We start from the raw sequence: 17520 nt of genomic DNA, 5'->3' as shown, positions 1-17520 counted from the left end.
GAAGGGTCGTGAATCCTGCCATTCAGGACCGGCGGTCGCTGTATTGGGGCAGGTTGGGGACGAGGCGCCGCTTGTGTCCCGGCTGTCCCGGCGGCATGACGGTACCTCCCGGGTCCCGATGGACTTGCGCAAGAGCGCAAACCACTTGCATGTCATGTCGTATGCTTGCGCGCATGACGCGACGGCTTGCCGAAGTAGCGAAGAAGGTCGGGGTCAGTGAGGCCACCGTCAGCCGTGTGCTGAACGGGAAGCCGGGGGTGTCGGAGGGCACCCGGCAGGCGGTGCTCACGGCGCTCGACGTGCTGGGGTACGAGCGGCCGACGCAGCTGCGGGGGAACCGTGCCCGGCTGGTCGGGCTGGTGCTGCCGGAGCTGCAGAACCCGATCTTCCCTGCCTTCGCCGACATCGTGGGCGCGGCCCTCGCCCAGCAGGGCCTGACCCCGGTGCTGTGCACCCAGACCGCGGGCGGGGTGTCGGAGGCGGACTACGTCTCGCTCCTGCTCCAGCAGCACGTCTCCGGCGTGGTCTTCGCCGGTGGCCTGTACGCGCAGGCGGACGCGCCGCACGACCACTACCGCCTGCTGGCGGAGCGGAACCTGCCGGTGGTGCTGATCAACGCCGCCATCGAGGACCTGGGCTTCCCCAGGGTGTCGTGCGACGACGCGGTCGCCGTGGAGCAGGCCTGGCGGCACCTGTCCTCGCTCGGCCACGAGCGGATCGGCCTGCTGCTCGGGCCCACCGATCACATGCCGTCGCGGCGCAAGCTGACCGCGGCGCGGGCCGCCGCGGCGGCGGGCGGCGGGTCGCTGCCGGACGAGCACGTCGGGCGGGCGATGTTCACGCTGGAGGGCGGCCAGGCCGCGGCCGCCAAGCTCTGGGAGCGGGGGGTCACCGGGATCATCTGCGCCAACGACCCCATGGCTCTGGGCGCGGTGCGGGCGGCGCGCCGGCTGGGGCTGTCCGTGCCCGGTGACGTGTCCGTGGTCGGCTACGACGACTCCGCGTTCATGACCTGCACCGACCCGCCGCTGACCACGGTGCGCCAGCCCATCGAGGCGATGGGCCGCACCGCCGTCGAGCTGCTCGCGCTGAAGATCGCGGGCAAGCAGGTGGCCTCCGACGAGCTGCTGTACGAGCCGGAGCTGGTCGTCCGGGGGACGACGGGGCCCGTGCGCGGCTGACGGCCGCACGCCCACCGGACCGGGCGGTTCCGACGACGTCGGAACCGCCCGGTCCGCGTTTGCGGCCTCGGGCTTCGTGCTCCGTCCCCGGCGTTCGCGGCTTCGTTGCCGAGCTGCGCAAGGCGGTCAATGTTTTGCGAAATCTGCGCGAGATATTGCGGTCATCTGTTTGTGGTGCTTGAGTGTGCGACGCCCCCGCTGCGTGTGGTCGGGGGTCTTCCACGCTCATGCCCGAAGGGGACCACCGATGAGAAGCTCCTGGTTCCGCCCCGCCCGCCGTGCCACCGCGGCCACGCTCGTCTCCGCGCTGGCCCTGGCCGCCCTGACCGCCTGCGGTACCAGCAGCAGCGCGGACAACGACAACAACGCGGGCGGCGGTTCGTCCGACCCCACCGCCCCGCTGGACCCCAAGGCCAAGGTCACGCTGACCATCGACTGCATGCCGCCGGCCGCGAAGAAGGCGGAGCTCAAGGAGTGGAAGGAGGACGTCGCCACCTTCAACAAGCAGTACCCGAACGTGACGATCGACGGTAAGTCGACGCCCGGTCAGTGCGAGGAGCCGGCGCGCTTCACGGCCGCGCTGAAGGCCAAGTCGCAACCGGACGTGTTCTACACGTACTTCACCGACCTGCAGCAGGTGCTCGACAACGACGGCGCCGCCGACATCAGCGCGTACGTCACCGACAAGACCGTCCCGGCGCTCGCGGACATCGACTCCAACGTGCTCGACGTGCTGAAGAAGGACGGCAAGCTCTACGGCCTGCCCACCAGCAACTACCGCATGGGCCTGCTGATCAACCGCAAGCTCTTCGGCCAGGCCGGCCTCGACCCCAACAAGCCCCCGGCCACCTGGGACGAGGTGCGCACCGCGGCGAAGGCCATCGCGGGCGTCGGCAAGGGCGTGTCGGGCTACGGCGAGTACAGCGCGCAGAACACCGGCGGCTGGCACTACACCGCGACGATGTACGGCCTGGGCGGCGACGTCGTGTCCGCCGACGGCACCAAGGCGGCCTTCAACACCGACCTCGGCAAGGAGATCGTGCAGAACCTGCACGACATGCGCTGGACCGACAACAGCATGGGCCAGACCCAGCTGCTGAAGTGGGGCGACCTGCAGAAGCAGATGGCCACCGACAAGCTCGGCATGTTCCTGGCCGCGCCCGACGACATCACGTACATGGTCCAGCAGCTCGGCGCCGACTACGCCAACTTCGGCATGGGCCCGATCCCCGGCGGCAAGGCCACCCTCTTCGGCGGCAACGACTACATGATCAAGAAGGGCAGCTCGCCCGACAAGATCAAGGCCGCCATCGCCTGGCTGAACTTCAAGACCCTCACCCCCGGCAAGGGCCAGTTCGACTACGCCCGCAGCAAGACGGACGGCCTCCCCGTCGGCCTGCCGCAGCCGGCCTTCTTCACCGGCGCCAGCAAGACGAAGGACGACCAGCTGAAGGCCGCCAGCGCCACCATGCCGGTCGAGAACTTCCGCGCCTTCATGGACAACCCGGTCCCCGGCAAGGCCGAGCCGCCGAAGGCGCAGGAGATCTACAAGGTCCTGGACAACGTGATGTCCGGCGTCCTGACGAACAAGAACGCGGACGCCGCCAAGCTGCTGTCCACCGCGGAGACCCAGGTCAACCAGGTCCTCGCCAACCAGTAGCCCAGGCCCCCTCGGCCCCCGGCACCCAGGAGCGACGATGTCGGCCCCCAGCGCCCCCACCCTGCCCGCCAGCACTCCCGCGAAGAGCCGGTCGCGCCGTACGGTGCGCCGCCCCGCCCCGGACGGCCGACGTCCGGGGCGGGCCGGCCGCGCCCTGCGCCGCAACCTCACCGCGCACGCGTTCCTGATCGGCGCCGTGCTGTGCTTCGCGTTCTTCTCGTGGTACCCGATGGTGCGGGAGTTCCTGCTGGCCTTCCAGAAGACCGAGGGCGGGCAGGCCACCTGGGTCGGCTGGTCCAACCTGAACTACGTCTTCCACGACCCCGCGTTCTGGCAGGCCTGGCGCAACACCCTGCTCTTCACCGGCCTGGCCCTGCTGCTCGGTTTCGCGGTGCCCTTCTTCGTGGCACTGCTGCTCAACGAGATGCGGCACACGCGGGGTTATCTGCGGCTGCTGGTGTACCTGCCGGTCATGCTGCCGCCGGTGGCCTCGGTGCTGCTCTTCAAGAACTTCTACAACCCCGAGTACGGCCTGTTCAACCGCATCCTGGAGACGCTGCACCTGCCCACCCAGCAGTGGCTGCAGTCCACCGACACCGCCATGCTCTCGGTGGTCATCGCCTCCACCTGGATGAACATGGGCGGCGCCACCCTGATCTACCTGGCCGCCCTCCAGGGCATCCCCGGCGAGCTGTACGAGGCCGCCGAGCTCGACGGCGCCGGACTGCTGCGCAAGATCTGGCACGTGACGATCCCGCAGACCCGGCTCATCCTGTCGCTGATGCTGCTGATGCAGATCATCGCCACGATGCAGGTCTTCACCGAACCCTTCCTGCTGACCGGCGGCTCGGGTCCGGAGGGGTCCACGACCACCGTCGTCTACCTGATCTACCAGTACGCCTTCAGCTTCAACAACTACGGCGGTGCCGCGGCGCTCGGCCTGGTGCTGCTCGTACTGCTGGCGATCTTCTCCGCCGGCTACGTGCGGCTCAGCCGCGCCGCGGACGAGTAGGACGGGACACACCGATGAGCAGCAGCACCCGAACGCTGATATCGCCGACGCAGCTGGCGAGCCGCCGCGGCAAGATCGTCTACCGGACCGTCCTCGCCCTGGTTCTGGTCGCCTTCACGCTCGTCTTCCTCGGCCCGCTGTACTGGATGGCCTCCAACGGCCTGAAGTCCACCCAGGAGTTCGCGCAGATCCCGCCCACCGCCTTCCCGCACGCGATCCAGCCCGAGAACTACAAGAGCGCGTGGGACGTGATGGACCTGTCCCACCTGCTGCTCAACACCCTGTGGTACGCCTTCGGGGCGCTCGCCTTCCAACTCCTGTTCGACGTGGCGGCCGCCTACTCGCTGTCCAAACTCCGTCCGGTGCTCGGCAACGTGATCCTGGGGATGATGCTCGCCACGCTGATGATCCCGGCCACTGTCCTGGTCGTACCGCAGTACCTGACGGTGTACGACGTGCCGATCTTTGAGCGCAACCTGCTCAACTCGCCCTGGGTGATCTGGCTGCCGTCGGTCACCAACGCCTTCAACATCTTCCTGCTGAAGCGGTTCTTCGACTCGGTCCCGCAGGAACTGCTGGACGCCTCCGCCATCGACGGAGCCTCCCCGCTGCGCACCCTGTGGTCGATCGTCCTGCCGATCTCCCGCCCGATCCTCGGAGTGGTCTCCATCTTCGCGATCGTCGGGGTCTGGAAGGACTTCCTCTGGCCGATGCTCACCCTGCCCGACCCGACGAAGCAGACGCTCAACGTCGGCATCTACTCGCTCGCCAGCGGGGTGCCGGAGAACTGGCTGCTCGCGGCCATCGCGATGGCCTCGGTGCCCACCCTGCTGATCTTCCTGATCTTCCAGCGCAACATCATGAGCGGCCTCACCGCCGGCGGCCTCAAGGGCTGAGACCCGGCCCCGGCGGTCTCCGGCCGCACCCGTCCAGTACCACGCCGCCCGCCACGGGGCGGGCGGCGCGGTCCCAGCTGCCCGAAAGGACCAGTCACGTGGCAGACACCCACCCGGCCGAGGCCACCGACGCGTGGTGGCGCGGCGCCGCCATCTACCAGGTGTACGCACGCAGCTTCGCCGACGGAGACGCGGACGGCACCGGCGACCTCGCCGGGGTGCGGTCCAGACTGCCGTACCTGGCCGCGCTGGGCGTGGACGCGCTCTGGTTCAGCCCCTGGTACCCCTCGCCGATGGCCGACGGCGGCTACGACGTCGCCGACTACCGCGCCATCGACCCGGCGTTCGGCACCCTGGCCGACGCCGAGAAGCTGATCGCCGAGGCGCGCGCCCTCGGCATCCGCACCATCGTCGACATCGTCCCCAACCACGTCTCCGACCGGCACGTCTGGTTCCGGGCGGCGCTCGAGGCCGGGCCGGGCAGCGCCGAGCGCAAGCTGTTCCACTTCCGCACCGGCCGCGGCGAGGACGGTGAACTGCCGCCCAACGGCTGGCGTTCGCAGTTCGGCGGCTCCGCCTGGACCCGGCTCCCGGACGGCGACTGGTACCTGCACCTGTTCGCCCCGGAGCAGCCGGACCTCAACTGGGCCCACCCCGCGGTGCAGCGGGAGCACGAGGACGTCCTGCGCTTCTGGTTCGACCGCGGCGTGGCCGGCGTGCGCATCGACTCGGCCGCCATGGTCGCCAAGGACCCGGACCTGCCCGACTTCGTGGAGGGCACCGACCCGCACCCCTACATCGACCGCGACGAGCTGCACGACATCTACCGCTCGTGGCGCGCCGTCGCCGACTCCTACGACGGGGTGCTGATCGGCGAGGTGTGGCTGCCGGACACCGAGCGCTTCGCCCGCTACCTGCGGCCCGACGAGCTGCACACCGCCTTCAACTTCGACTTCCTGGCCTGCCCCTGGGAACCGGAGCGGCTACGTGCCTCCATCGACGGGACGCTCGCCGCGCACGCCCCGGTCGGGGCGCCGGCGACCTGGGTGCTGGCCAACCACGACGTCACCCGTACCGTCACCCGGTACGGACGACGCGACACCGGCTTCGCCTTCGCCACCAAGGCCCACGGCATCCCCACGGACCTGGAGCTGGGCACCCGTCGTGCCCGCGCCGCCGCCCTGCTCACCCTGGCCCTGCCCGGCTCGGTCTACCTCTACCAGGGCGAGGAACTGGGGCTGCCCGAGGTCGAGGACATCCCGGCCGAACTGCTGCAGGACCCGATGTACTTCCGCTCCGGCGGCACCGACCCGGGCCGTGACGGCTGCCGGGTGCCGCTGCCCTGGTCGGGCGACGCGCCGCCGTACGGCTTCGGGGGCGACCGGCCCTGGCTGCCGCAGCCGGCGGACTGGGCGCGCTGCACCGCCGAGACGCAGGAGACGGACGCCGGCTCGATGCTGAGCCTGTACCGGACGGCGCTGCGGCTGCGCCGCGCCGAACCCGGCCTCGGCGAGGGCCCGATGGCATGGCTCGACGGTCCCGGCGACGTGCTCGCCTTCCGCCGCGAGGGCGGCTTCGCCTGCGTGCTCAACCTGTCCGCGGACGCCGTCGGGCTCCCCGCGCACCGGCAGCTCCTGCTGGCCAGCGGACCGCTCGCCGACGACGGCCGGCTGCCCCGGGACACCTGCGTGTGGCTGCGCCTGGACGAACCGGCCTGATCCGGCGGGACGGCGGCGTACGCGCCCTGACACCGCGTACGCCGAGGGGCGCGGCACCCGCACCGGGTGCCGCGCCCCTCACCGCTTCGGGCCGGCCGGTCAGACCGGTCCGGCGACCACCGAGACGCGCTTGGTGAGGGCCACGCCGGAGCCGTCCCGGCGCGGGTCCTTGGGCGGGAGGTCGGCCGGCGCGCCCGTGGAGGTGGCGGCCCGGGCAGGGGTGCCACCGGCCCAGGCGAGCAGCAGCATGTCCTCGCCCTTCAGGAAGCGCTGGCAGCGCACACCGCCGGTCGCCCGTCCCTTGCGCGGGTACTGGTCGAACGGCGTGAGCTTGGCCGTGCCCTCCTCGGCCCCGGCGAGTGCCTCGCGGGTCCCGGCGAGGGTGAACACCACGGCGTCGGCCGAGGGGTCGACCGCGGTGAAGGAGATCACCTTGGCGCCGTCCGTCAGCTTGATGCCGGCCATGCCGCCGGCCGGGCGGCCCTGCGGCCGCACCTGGCCCGCGGGGTAGCGCAGCAGCTGGGCGTCGTCGGTGATGAAGACCAGGTCCTCCTCGCCGGTGCGCAGCTCGACGCCGCCGACGATGCGGTCGCCCTCCCGGAGCGCGATGACCTCCAGGTCGTCCTTGTTGGCCGGGTAGTCCGGCACGACGCGCTTGACCACGCCCTGCTCGGTACCGAGCGCGAGGCCCGGGGAGGACTCGTCGAGCGTGGTCAGACAGACCACCTGCTCGTCCGCCTCCAGCGACAGGAACTCGGCGAGCGGCGCCCCGCCCGCCAGGTTCGGCGCGCCGGAGGGCTCCGGCAGGATCGGCAGGTCGATCACGGCGATCCGCAGCAGGCGCCCGGTGGAGGTGACCACGCCGATGTCGGCCCGTGCCGTCGTCGGGATCGCCGAGACGATCACGTCGTGCTTGACCCGCTTGCCGTCGAGCGGCGCCAGGGCCTCCCCGTTCGCCGTACGGGCCAGCAGCCCGGTGGAGGAGAGCAGCACGCGGCACGGGTCGTCGGCGACCTCCAGCGGCACGGCCGCGACGGGCGCCGCGCCCGGCTCCATCAGCAGGGTGCGGCGTTCGGTGGCGTACTTCTTGGCGACCGCCGCCAGCTCCGCGCCGACCAGCTTGCGCAGCTCGGCGTCGGACTCCAGGATCGCGGTCAGCTCCTCGATCTCCGCGGTGAGCCTGTCCCGCTCGGACTCCAGTTCCATCCGGTCGAAGCGGGTCAGCCGGCGCAGCGGGGTGTCGAGGATGTACTGGGTCTGGATGTCCGACAGCGCGAAGCGCTCGATCAGGCGCTCCTTGGCCTGGGCGGCGTTGTCGCTGGAGCGGATGATCGAGATGACCTCGTCGATGTCGACCAGGGCGACGAGCAGGCCCTCCACCAGGTGGAGGCGGTCGCGGCGCTTGCCGCGGCGGAACTCGCTGCGCCGCCGGACGACCTCGAAGCGGTGGTCGAGGTAGACCTCCAGCAGTTCCTTCAGGCCCAGCGTGAGCGGCTGGCCGTCGACCAGCGCCACGTTGTTGATGCCGAAGGACTCCTCCATGGGGGTCAGCTTGTAGAGCTGCTCCAGGACGGCCTCGGGGTGGAAGCCGTTCTTGATCTCGATCACCAGCCGCAGGCCGTGCTCGCGGTCGGTCAGGTCCTTGACGTCCGCGATGCCCTGCAGCTTCTTGGAGCCGACCAGGTCCTTGATCTTGGAGATGACCTTCTCCGGGCCGACCGTGAACGGCAGCTCGGTCACCACCAGGCCCTTGCGGCGGGCCGTCACGTCCTCCACGGACACCGTGGCGCGGATCTTGAAGGTGCCGCGGCCGGTCTCGTACGCGTCCCGGATGCCGTCCAGGCCCACGATCCGGCCGCCGGTCGGCAAGTCCGGGCCGGGGACGTGGCGCATCAGCGTCTCGAGGTCCGCGTTCGGGTGGCGGATCAGGTGGCGGGCGGCGGCGATGACCTCGCCGAGGTTGTGCGGCGGCATGTTGGTCGCCATGCCGACCGCGATGCCGGAGGCGCCGTTGACCAGCAGGTTCGGGTAGGCGGCCGGCAGGGCCACCGGCTCCCGCTCCTGGCCGTCGTAGTTCGGCGTGAAGTCGACGGTGTCCTCGTCGATCGACTCCACCATCAGCATCGCGGCGGGGGTCGTACGGCACTCCGTGTAACGCATCGCGGCCGGAGGGTCGTCGTTGCCGAGCGAGCCGAAGTTGCCGTGGCCGTCCACCAGCGGCACGCGCATCGAGAACGGCTGCGCCATGCGCACCAGCGCGTCGTAGATCGAGGCGTCGCCGTGCGGGTGGAGCTTGCCCATCACCTCGCCGACGACGCGGGCGCACTTCACGTAGCCGCGCTCAGGGCGCAGCCCCATCTCGTTCATCTGGTACACGATCCGGCGGTGCACCGGCTTGAGCCCGTCGCGGGCGTCGGGGAGCGCACGCGAGTAGATGACCGAGTAGGCGTACTCGAGGAAGGACCCCTGCATCTCGTCGACGACGTCGATGTCGAGGATGCGCTCCTCGAAATCGTCCGGCGGCGGGGTCTTCGTGGTGCGGCGGGCCATCAGGGCGCTGCTCCTTCGGCTGGACCTCATCGGATAAGGACACGGGACTGACGCGGACCATTGTGGACCGCCCCACCGACAGCCCGGACCACCCCCCGGCTCATACGTGGCGGTGACGGGAACTTCGCGGGCCGTTTGTCCGCTGCCTAGAGTGGCAGGTCTCAGCACAAAACAACGAGTACGCGACCGGAAGGACAGCTTGCCCATGGGTCACACGGCCACGCCGGAGGCAGATTCCGGCGGCCTCACCGCGACCGAGCACCGCCTGGCCAACGGCCTGCGCGTCGTGCTCTCCGAGGACCACCTCACCCCGGTCGCCGCGGTCTGCCTCTGGTACGACGTCGGTTCCCGCCACGAGGTGAAGGGCCGTACCGGACTCGCCCACCTCTTCGAGCACTTGATGTTCCAGGGTTCGGAGAACGTCAAGGGCAACGGCCACTTCGAACTGGTCCAGTCCGCCGGCGGCTCCCTCAACGGCACCACCAGCTTCGAGCGCACCAACTACTTCGAGACCATGCCGGCCCACCAGTTGGAGCTCGCGCTCTGGCTGGAGGCCGACCGCATGGGCAGCCTGCTGTCCGCGCTGGACCTGGAGAGCCTGGACAACCAGCGCGACGTGGTCAAGAACGAGCGCCGTCAGCGTTACGACAACGTCCCGTACGGAACCGCCTTCGAGCGCCTGACGGCGATGGCGTACCCGGACGGCCACCCGTACCACCACACCCCCATCGGTTCGATGGCGGACCTGGACGCCGCCTCCCTGGAGGACGCGCGCGCCTTCTTCCGGACGTACTACGCGCCGAACAACGCCGTCCTCTCGGTCGTCGGCGACATCGACCCGGAGCAGACGCTGGCCTGGATCGAGAAGTACTTCGGCACCATCCCGTCCCACGACGGCAAGCCGGCGCCCCGGGACGGTTCACTCCCGGGGGTGATGGGCGGGCAGCTCCGCGAGGTCGTCGAGGAGGACGTCCCCTCGCGCGCGCTGATGGCGGCGTACCGGCTGCCGCACGACGGCACCCGGGAGGCCGACGCCGCGGACCTGGCGCTGACCGTCCTCGGCGGCGGTGAGTCCTCGCGGCTGCACAACCGCCTGGTACGCCGGGACCGCAGCGCCGTCGCGGCCGGGTTCGGGCTGCTGAGGCTGGCCGGGGCGCCGTCGCTCGGCTGGCTCGACGTGAAGACGTCCAGCGGCGTCGAGGTGCCCGCCGTCGAGGCGGCCGTCGACGAGGAACTGGCCCGCTTCGCCGAAGAGGGCCCGACGCCCGAGGAGATGGAGCGAGCCCAGGCCCAGCTCGAGCGCGAGTGGCTGGACCGGCTCGCCACCGTCGGCGGCCGCGCCGACGAACTGTGCCGCTACGCCGTGCTGTTCGGCGACCCGCAGCTGGCGCTGACGGCCGTCAGGCGCATCCTGGACATCACCGCCGACGAGGTGCGCGCGGTCGCCGCGGCCACCCTGCGGCCCGACAACCGCGCCGCGCTGGTCTACGAGCCCACCGGCTCCGCGGCCGCCGCGGGCGAGGACTCCGACGAGGACGAGGAGGGCGCGGACCAGTGACCGACGTCCACACCACCATGACGTTCCACCCGCAGCCCCGGCCGGGGCAGCCCAAGCCCTGGGACTTCCCGGCCCCCGAGCGCTCCACGCTGCCGAGCGGGCTTACGGTGCTGCGCAGCCGGCGGCCCGGCCAGAAGGTCGTCGCCGTGGAGGTGCTGCTCGCGGCGCCGCTCGACGCCGAGCCCGAGGGCCTCGACGGCGTCGCCACGATCATGGCGCGGGCGCTGTCGGAGGGCACCGACAAGCACAGCGCGGAGGAGTTCGCCGCCGAGCTCGAGCGGTGCGGGGCCACCCTCGACGCCCACGCCGACCACGCCGGGGTCCGGGTCTCCCTGGAGGTCCCCGTCTCCCGGCTCGACAAGGCCCTCGGCCTGCTCGCCGACGCGCTGCGCGCCCCGGCGTTCCCGGACGGCGAGGTCGAGCGGCTGGTGAACAACCGCCTCGACGAGATCCCGCACGAGCTGGCCAACCCGGCCCGGCGCGCCGCCATGGCGCTGTCCAAGGAGCTCTTCGCCGCCGAGCTGCGCTGCTCCCGGCCGCGCCAGGGCACCGAGGAGACGGTCGCGCGCATCGACGCGGAGGCCGTCCGCGCCTTCTACGACACGCACGTGCGCCCGTCCACCTCCACGGTCGTCGTGGTCGGCGACCTCGCCGGCATCGATCTGGACGCGCTGCTGGCGGGCACGCTGGGGGAGTGGAGCGGCAAGCCCGGCGAGCGCCGCCCGCTGCCGGCGATCACCGCGGACGACACCGGACGCGTCGTGATCGTCGACCGGCCCGGGTCGGTACAGACCCAGGTGCTCATCGGACGCGCCGGGGCGGACCGCCACGATCCCGTCTGGGCCGCCCAGGTGCTCGGCACGTACTGCCTCGGCGGCACGCTGACCTCGCGCCTGGACCGCGTCCTGCGCGAGGAGAAGGGCTACACCTACGGCGTGCGGGCCTTCGGGCAGGTGCTGCTCTCCACTCCCGAGGGCACCGGGGCCTCCCTGCTGGGCATCAGCGGATCCGTGGCGACCGACGTCACCGCGCCCGCGCTGGCCGACACCTGGCAGGTGCTGCGCACCCTGGCGGCGGAGGGGCTCACCGACGAGGAGCGCGACGCCGCCGTGCAGAACCTGGTGGGCGTCGCCCCACTGCGCTACGAGACCGCGTCGGCGGTGGCCGGCACCTTCGCCGACCAGGTCGAGCAGTCCCTGCCGGACGACTTCCAGGCGCGGCTCTACGAGCGCCTGGCCGTCACCGGCACGGTCGAGGCGACGGCGGCGGCCGTCAACGCGTTCCCCCTCGACCGGCTCGTGGTCGTCCTCGTCGGCGACGCCTCCGTCATCGCGGACCCGATCCGCGAGCTGGGCATCGGCCCGGTCGAGGTCGTCACGGGCGGCTGACCGTTATCGCACACCGCGGCCCCGGGCGCCCTCGCGGCACCCGGGGCCGCGGTGTGCGGGTGGCCGGGGACGGCCGCGCCGGTGGTCCGTGACGCCGGTCACCCGGTCCGCACCGCGTCCCCACCCCTCCTCGCCGCCGCAGCGCGGGGGCCTTCCGCGGGCGCGCGGACCGCCGCGGAGCTGCGGCGTCGCGGTATTGCGGACGGTTGCGACCGGTTGGCGGCCGGTGTGGCATCCCGCACATATTGCCGGATTTTTTTGGAACGGGAAGCAACGCCTGGTTAACGTCCTCGGGTTGCCCGGCGGAAGCAGCCGCCTCCCGCGGCACCGGAGCAACGATCGCCGAGTCCCCGTCGGGCGTGAGCCTGGGGAGCCGGGGACCCACACGAGAAGTCCCTGGGGTGAATCGGGCGGCGTGCCGTCGCCCGTAGGAGACCTTCCTGCTCCGAACCCGTCAGCTAACCCGGTAGGCGAGAAGGAAGGAAAGGATCTCCGCCTGCCCATGGCGTCGTTCTCGATACGTTCCACCCTGGCCGGCGCCGCCGCGCTGACCACCGTCACCACCGGCGCGTTCGTCGTGCCCGCCGCGGCTGCCGACGCCGGCACCGCGGGGTCCGCCTTCGCCCGTTGCGCGGCCGTCGCCGACGACCTCGCCACGCACCTCGCCGACCAGGCCTCGGCCCAGCACCGGGCCGCCGTCGTCGCCCAGAAGCGCCATGACGCCAAGGTCGCCAAGGCCAGGCGCGCCGCCCGTGAGCGTGCCGCCGAGGAGGCCGCCGCCAAGGCGGCCAAGGCCAAGGCGGCGCGGAGCGGCACCGCGCACGCGTCGCGGAGCGCCGCGGCCGGCCGGGGCACGCTCGGTGGCTGGACGCTGCCGGTCGCCGGTTCCATCGGCACGCCGTACCACGCGACCAGCAGCCTGTGGTCCTCCGGCTACCACACCGGCGTCGACTTCGTGGCCTCCGTCGGCACCCCGGTGCACGCCGCCGGTGCGGGCACCGTCGTCGAGGCCGGCTGGGGCGGCTCGTACGGCAACAACATCGTGATCCGCCACGCGGACGGCATGTACACCCAGTACGGCCACCTGTCCTCGCTGGGCGTGTCCGTGGGTCAGACCGTCTCCGCGGGCCAGCGGATCGGCCTGTCGGGCGCCACCGGCAACGTGACCGGGCCGCACCTGCACTTCGAGGCCCGTACGGCCCCGTCCTACGGCTCCGACGTGGACCCGCTGGCGTACCTGCGCTCCAAGGGCGTCCGCGTCTGAGCGACCATCCGACCATTCCCCTCCCCCCACCCGAAGGCCCCGGTCCCCCCGCCGGGGCCTTCGGCATGCCGGCGTTTCCCGGCCGCGGGTGTGTCCGAAAACGCTCCATGAATTCAGGACGCCCGTCGGAATCGACGCCGCGCTGGAATAGAGTCGCGGCAGAAACGCCGGCTCCTCCGTTGCGCGCGGATCAAAAGGACGGCCGTCGGCGCGCACCGGAAGGAATCTGCGATGTGGGGTCGGACGTGAACGGGAGCGGCGCTGCGGGCCGCCGGATTTCCGCCGCAGCCGTGTGCGCGGCGATCCGTGACGACATCGTCAGCGGGTTCTTCGCGCCGGGCAGCCGGCTGACCGAGGAGCAGTTGGCCAAGCGCTACGGGGTGTCCCGGGTCCCGGTGCGCGAGGCGCTGCGCACCCTGGAGTCCGAGGGCTTCGTGCGCACCCGCCGGCACGCCGGGGCGTCCGTCGCCGAGCCCACCGACCAGGAGGCCGCCGACCTGCTGGACATCCGTGCCCTGCTGGAGCCGCTGGGCGCCGCCCGGGCGGCGCAGCGGCGCACCGAGGCCCATGTGAAGGTGCTGCGCGGACTCGTCCGGCTGGGCCAGGAGCGTTCACTGCGGCGCCAGTCGTCGGACCTGCCCGCCCTGGACGGCTGGTTCCACGAGACGCTGGCCCAGGCGTCCGGCAGCCCGACTCTGGTGGCGCTGCTGACCCAGCTGCGGCACAAGATCGCCTGGGTGTACGCGGTGGACACCCCGGACCGCGCCGTGGAGTCCTGGGCGGAGCACGGGGCGGTCGTCGACGCGGTGGCGCGCGGTGACGCGGAGCGGGCCCGGCGGCTGACGGCGGACCATGTGGAGCGGGCGACGGCGGCACACCGGTTGCGCCGTCCGCAGAGCACGGGGCGCGGCGCCGCGGCGCGGTGAGGAATCCGAAACACGCCGTACACATGTCGAGTGGCCGGGTTTAACAGAAGTGCCGTATACAAAGCGGGGAATGGTGTGCGGAGGTATTTCCGCGTTCCCCGCGCAGTGCGCCGCCGGGAATTCCCCCGGAATGACGGAGGGGCGGGTCCCGAACGAAATCCGGCCGGATTTCGTTCGGGACCCGCCCCTTTTGCCGTACCGCGCTGCCGCGCGTGTGTCAGACGGTCTCGGGGAGCTCGTCCAGCCCCTCGGAGACGAGCTTGGCGAGGCTGTCCAGAGCGGCGTCCGCGCCCTCGGCGTCGGAGGCGAGCACGACCTCCTCGCCGCCGGCCACACCCAGGCTCAGCACGGCGAGCATCGAGGCGGCGTTGACGGGGGCGCCGTCCGCCTTCGCGATGGTGACGGGCACACCCACGGCGGTGGCGGCGCGGACGAAGATCGAAGCGGGACGTGCGTGCAGGCCCTCGGCCCAGCCGATGGTGACGCGGCGCTCAGCCATGGTGTTGCCCTTCGGGATCGTTCCTAAGGAGGTCTAGACCAGTCTGCCATGCCTCGGACACCGGTCCGTCCCCACATCGTCGCACCGGTTCCGCGGCGGGCGGCGGCCCGTACGCTGGGGCCATGACGACGCCGTCCGACGCAGAGCGCGACTACCCGGTCCACTGGGAGGCGGACGTGGTCCTGCGCGACGGCGGGATCGCCCACGTCCGGCCCATCGCGCCGGACGACGCGGGACGGCTGGTGAGCTTCTACGAGAAGGTCTCCGACGAGTCCAAGTACTACCGCTTCTTCGCGCCCTACCCCCGGCTCTCCGACCGGGACGTGCACCGCTTCACCCACCACGACTACCGCGACCGCGTCGGCCTGGCGGCCCTGGTCGGGGGCGAGTTCATCGCGACCGTCCGCTACGACCGCACCGACGACCGCGAGGCCGAGGTCGCCTTCCTGGTCCAGGACGCGCACCAGGGCCGCGGCGTGGCCTCCGCCCTGATGGAGCACGTCGCCGCGGTGGCGCAGGAGCGCGGCATCCGCCGCTTCATCGCCGAGGTGCTGCCCGCCAACCGAAAGATGATCAAGGTCTTCACCGACGCGGGCTACACCCAGCAGCGCAGCTTCACCGACGGCGTCGTCCGGCTCGAGTTCGACCTGGAGCCCACCGAGCGGTCCCTCGCCGTCATGCGTGCCCGCGAGCAGCGCGCCGAGGCCCGTTCCGTCCAGCGGCTGCTCGCCCCCGCCTCGGTCGCCGTCATCGGCACCGGACGCCGCCCGGGCGGCGTCGGCCGCGGCATCCTGCGGAACATCCTCGCGGGCGGCTACACCGGGCGCGTCCACGCCGTGAACCGCTCCTTCCCCGAGGACCGGCACACCCTCGAACCCGAGGGCGTCCCCGCGCACCGCTCCGTCGCCGAGATCCCCGACGGCGTCGACCTCGCCGTGATCGCGGTACCCGCCGACGAGGTCGCCGAGGCCGTCGACGCGTGCGGCCGGCACGGCGTCCTCGGCCTGCTGGTGATCTCCTCCGGATACGCCGAGTCCGGCGCCGAGGGCCGCCGCAGGCAGCGCGACCTGGTACGGCTGGCGCTCGCCCACGGCATGCGGGTCATCGGCCCCAACGCGTTCGGCATCCTCAACTCCGCCGAGGACGTCCGGCTCAACGCCTCCCTGTCGCCCGAGACCCCGGACGCCGGCCGGCTCGGGCTGTTCACCCAGTCCGGGGCCATCGGCATCGCCCTGCTGTCCGGGCTGCGCCGCCGCGGCGCCGGGCTGTCGTCCTTCGTCTCGGCGGGCAACCGGGCGGACGTCTCCGGCAACGACATCCTGCAGTTCTGGTACGACGACCCGGCCACCGACGTCGCCCTGCTCTACCTCGAAACCCTCGGCAACCCGCGGAAGTTCTACCGCCTCGCCCGGCGCACCGCCGCTGTCAAACCGGTCGTCGTGGTCAAGGGCGCCCGGCATTCGGCGGCCGCCCCGCCCGGACACGCCGTGCCCCCCGCCCGCATCCCCGACGGCACCGTCTCCGCCCTGCTGCAGCAGGCCGGCGTCATCCGCACCGACACCGTCACCGAGCTCCTCGACACCGGGCTGCTGCTGTCGTGCCGGCCGCTGCCCGCCGGACCCCGCGTCGCGATCCTCGGCAACTCCGAGTCCCTCGGGCTGATCACCTACGACGCCTGCCTCACCGCGGGCCTGGAACCCGGCCTCCCCCTCGACCTCACCACCGCCGCCGGACCGGAGGACTTCCGGGCCGCCCTCGCCGCGGCCCTCGCCGACCCCGCCCACGACGCCGTCGTCGTCACCGCCATCCCGCGCGTCGGCTCCGAGCTCGCCGAGGTCCCCGCCGGCAGCGACGACCCCGCGCTGGCCGAGGCCCTGCACGCCGCCGCGGACGGGCCCGGCGCCGGCAAGCCCGTCGTGATCGTCCACACCGCGCTGGAGGCCCTGGCCACCCGCCTCGCGGCCGTCCGCATCCCCGCCTACGGGGCCGCCGACCGCGCCGTGAAGGCCCTGGCCCGGGCCGCCGCCTACGCCCGGTGGCGCAGGGACGCCCAGGAACCGGGCAGGGTGCCGGAGTTCGAGGACGTCGACGAGGCGGGTGCCTGCCAGGACGTCACCCGGCTGCTCGACGCCGCCGGGGAGCCCGCCGCCGTCAGCCGGGGCGTCACCCTCGACGACCGCGCGGCAGCCGGCCTGCTGGGCCGCTACGGCATCACGGTGCGGCCCACCCTGCCCGCCCCCGGGATCGACGCGGCCCTGGAGGCGGCCCGCCGGCTCGGCTACCCGGTCGCCCTCAAGACCACCGCACCCCACCTGCGGCACCGCGCCGACCTCGGCGGCGTACGCCTGGACATCGCCGACCCCGACGACCTCAGCCGCGCCTTCGGGGAGCTGACCGCACGGCTGGGCAAGCCCGAGGAGCTGCACCTGGTCGTCCAGGCCATGGCACCGCGCGGGGTCGACACGGTCGTGCGCGCCACCGTCGACCCGGCCGCGGGCGCCGTGCTCTCCTTCGGCATCGCCGGGGCCCCTTCCGAGCTCCTGGACGACATGGGGCACCGGCTGGTCCCGGCCACCGACCGGGACGTCGCCGAGCTGGTCCGCTCCATCAAGGCGGCCCCGCTGCTGTTCGGCTGGCGCGGCGCGGAGCCGGTGGACACCGGGGCCCTGGAGGAACTGCTGCTGCGGGTGTCGCTGCTGGTCGACGACCTGCCCGAGGTGGTCTCCGTCGACCTCGAACCGGTCGTGGTGGCCCCCGCGGGCCTCACCGTGCTCGGCGCCTCCGTCCGCCTCGCGCGCCCCCCGGCCCGCACGGACCTCGGACCCCGCGCACTGTCGTCCTTCTGAACACGTGCTCCGCACTAGGATG

General features: G+C 72.3%; 12 protein-coding genes and 1 riboswitch. Of the genes, 10 read left to right on the top strand and 2 right to left on the bottom strand.

Annotated elements, in window-relative coordinates; translation table 11 throughout:
* Positions 1-173 precede the first annotated feature (173 nt).
* The 5 genes from ACZ7MY_RS14395 to ACZ7MY_RS14375 all read left to right on the top strand — a co-directional run bounded on the left by ACZ7MY_RS14395 (position 174) and on the right by ACZ7MY_RS14375 (position 6467).
* A complete protein-coding gene (locus ACZ7MY_RS14395; protein WP_354796787.1) occupies positions 174-1181 on the top strand; it encodes a LacI family DNA-binding transcriptional regulator in 1008 nt (335 codons plus the stop codon).
* Between the two features lie 247 nt (positions 1182-1428).
* A complete protein-coding gene (locus ACZ7MY_RS14390; RefSeq protein ID WP_329185275.1) occupies positions 1429-2841 on the top strand; it encodes an extracellular solute-binding protein in 1413 nt (470 codons plus the stop codon).
* A 37-nt stretch (positions 2842-2878) separates the two neighbouring features.
* Positions 2879-3853 carry a carbohydrate ABC transporter permease gene (locus ACZ7MY_RS14385; protein WP_499601847.1) on the top strand — a complete coding sequence of 325 codons (975 nt, stop codon included), beginning with the start codon at positions 2879-2881 and terminating at the stop codon, positions 3851-3853.
* Between the two features lie 14 nt (positions 3854-3867).
* On the top strand, positions 3868-4749 hold the full coding sequence (locus ACZ7MY_RS14380; protein ID WP_499601846.1) for a carbohydrate ABC transporter permease: 882 nt from the start codon (positions 3868-3870) through the stop codon (positions 4747-4749).
* 98 nt (positions 4750-4847) lie between these two features.
* Positions 4848-6467, top strand: a complete 1620-nt coding sequence (locus tag ACZ7MY_RS14375; RefSeq protein ID WP_499601845.1) for a glycoside hydrolase family 13 protein — start codon at positions 4848-4850, stop codon at positions 6465-6467.
* Between the two features lie 99 nt (positions 6468-6566).
* On the opposite strand, the gene ACZ7MY_RS14370 is transcribed toward ACZ7MY_RS14375, so the two are convergent.
* The gene (locus tag ACZ7MY_RS14370; protein ID WP_499602005.1) at positions 6567-9017 is read right to left on the bottom strand and encodes a DNA gyrase/topoisomerase IV subunit A; all 2451 of its coding nucleotides are present in this window, start codon (positions 9015-9017) and stop codon (positions 6567-6569) included.
* A gap of 205 nt (positions 9018-9222) precedes the next feature.
* Here ACZ7MY_RS14370 and ACZ7MY_RS14365 point away from each other — a divergent pair, with 205 nt between their 5' ends.
* From ACZ7MY_RS14365 to ACZ7MY_RS14350, 4 genes are all read left to right on the top strand, one after another.
* Entirely contained in the window at positions 9223-10575 is a 1353-nt protein-coding gene (locus tag ACZ7MY_RS14365; RefSeq protein ID WP_499601844.1) for a M16 family metallopeptidase, read from the top strand.
* A 17-nt stretch (positions 10576-10592) separates the two neighbouring features.
* The gene (locus ACZ7MY_RS14360; RefSeq protein ID WP_499602004.1) at positions 10593-11963 is read left to right on the top strand and encodes a M16 family metallopeptidase; all 1371 of its coding nucleotides are present in this window, start codon (positions 10593-10595) and stop codon (positions 11961-11963) included.
* Positions 11964-12293: 330 nt separating this feature from the next.
* Positions 12294-12450, top strand: a riboswitch (cyclic di-AMP (ydaO/yuaA leader).
* Between the two features lie 15 nt (positions 12451-12465).
* The gene (locus ACZ7MY_RS14355; protein ID WP_499601843.1) at positions 12466-13227 is read left to right on the top strand and encodes a M23 family metallopeptidase; all 762 of its coding nucleotides are present in this window, start codon (positions 12466-12468) and stop codon (positions 13225-13227) included.
* A 233-nt stretch (positions 13228-13460) separates the two neighbouring features.
* A complete protein-coding gene (locus tag ACZ7MY_RS14350; protein WP_499601842.1) occupies positions 13461-14153 on the top strand; it encodes a GntR family transcriptional regulator in 693 nt (230 codons plus the stop codon).
* A 217-nt stretch (positions 14154-14370) separates the two neighbouring features.
* Here ACZ7MY_RS14350 and ACZ7MY_RS14345 read toward each other — a convergent pair whose 3' ends face one another.
* Entirely contained in the window at positions 14371-14652 is a 282-nt protein-coding gene (locus tag ACZ7MY_RS14345) for an HPr family phosphocarrier protein (RefSeq protein ID WP_499601841.1), read from the bottom strand.
* Positions 14653-14774: 122 nt separating this feature from the next.
* On the opposite strand from ACZ7MY_RS14345, the gene ACZ7MY_RS14340 reads away from it, so the two are divergent.
* Complete coding sequence (locus ACZ7MY_RS14340) at positions 14775-17498, top strand: bifunctional acetate--CoA ligase family protein/GNAT family N-acetyltransferase (RefSeq protein WP_499601840.1); 2724 nt, start codon at positions 14775-14777, stop codon at positions 17496-17498.
* The last annotated feature ends 22 nt before the right edge of the window (positions 17499-17520 follow it).

The organism is Streptomyces sp. NPDC111520, from assembly GCF_055635295.1.
Note: the sequence above shows the minus strand (reverse complement) of the source record. Positions and strands in the feature narration are given on the sequence as shown.

Coding starts and splice junctions, on each gene's coding strand:
- ACZ7MY_RS14385 (WP_499601847.1), top strand. CDS start 2,879: ATGTCGGCCCCCAGCGCCCCCACCCTGCCCGCCAGCACTCCCGCGAAG.
- ACZ7MY_RS14390 (WP_329185275.1), top strand. CDS start 1,429: ATGAGAAGCTCCTGGTTCCGCCCCGCCCGCCGTGCCACCGCGGCCACG.
- ACZ7MY_RS14340 (WP_499601840.1), top strand. CDS start 14,775: ATGACGACGCCGTCCGACGCAGAGCGCGACTACCCGGTCCACTGGGAG.
- ACZ7MY_RS14395 (WP_354796787.1), top strand. CDS start 174: ATGACGCGACGGCTTGCCGAAGTAGCGAAGAAGGTCGGGGTCAGTGAG.
- ACZ7MY_RS14360 (WP_499602004.1), top strand. CDS start 10,593: ATGACGTTCCACCCGCAGCCCCGGCCGGGGCAGCCCAAGCCCTGGGAC.
- ACZ7MY_RS14345 (WP_499601841.1), bottom strand. CDS start 14,652: ATGGCTGAGCGCCGCGTCACCATCGGCTGGGCCGAGGGCCTGCACGCA.
- ACZ7MY_RS14355 (WP_499601843.1), top strand. CDS start 12,466: ATGGCGTCGTTCTCGATACGTTCCACCCTGGCCGGCGCCGCCGCGCTG.
- ACZ7MY_RS14380 (WP_499601846.1), top strand. CDS start 3,868: ATGAGCAGCAGCACCCGAACGCTGATATCGCCGACGCAGCTGGCGAGC.
- ACZ7MY_RS14370 (WP_499602005.1), bottom strand. CDS start 9,017: ATGGCCCGCCGCACCACGAAGACCCCGCCGCCGGACGATTTCGAGGAG.
- ACZ7MY_RS14365 (WP_499601844.1), top strand. CDS start 9,223: ATGGGTCACACGGCCACGCCGGAGGCAGATTCCGGCGGCCTCACCGCG.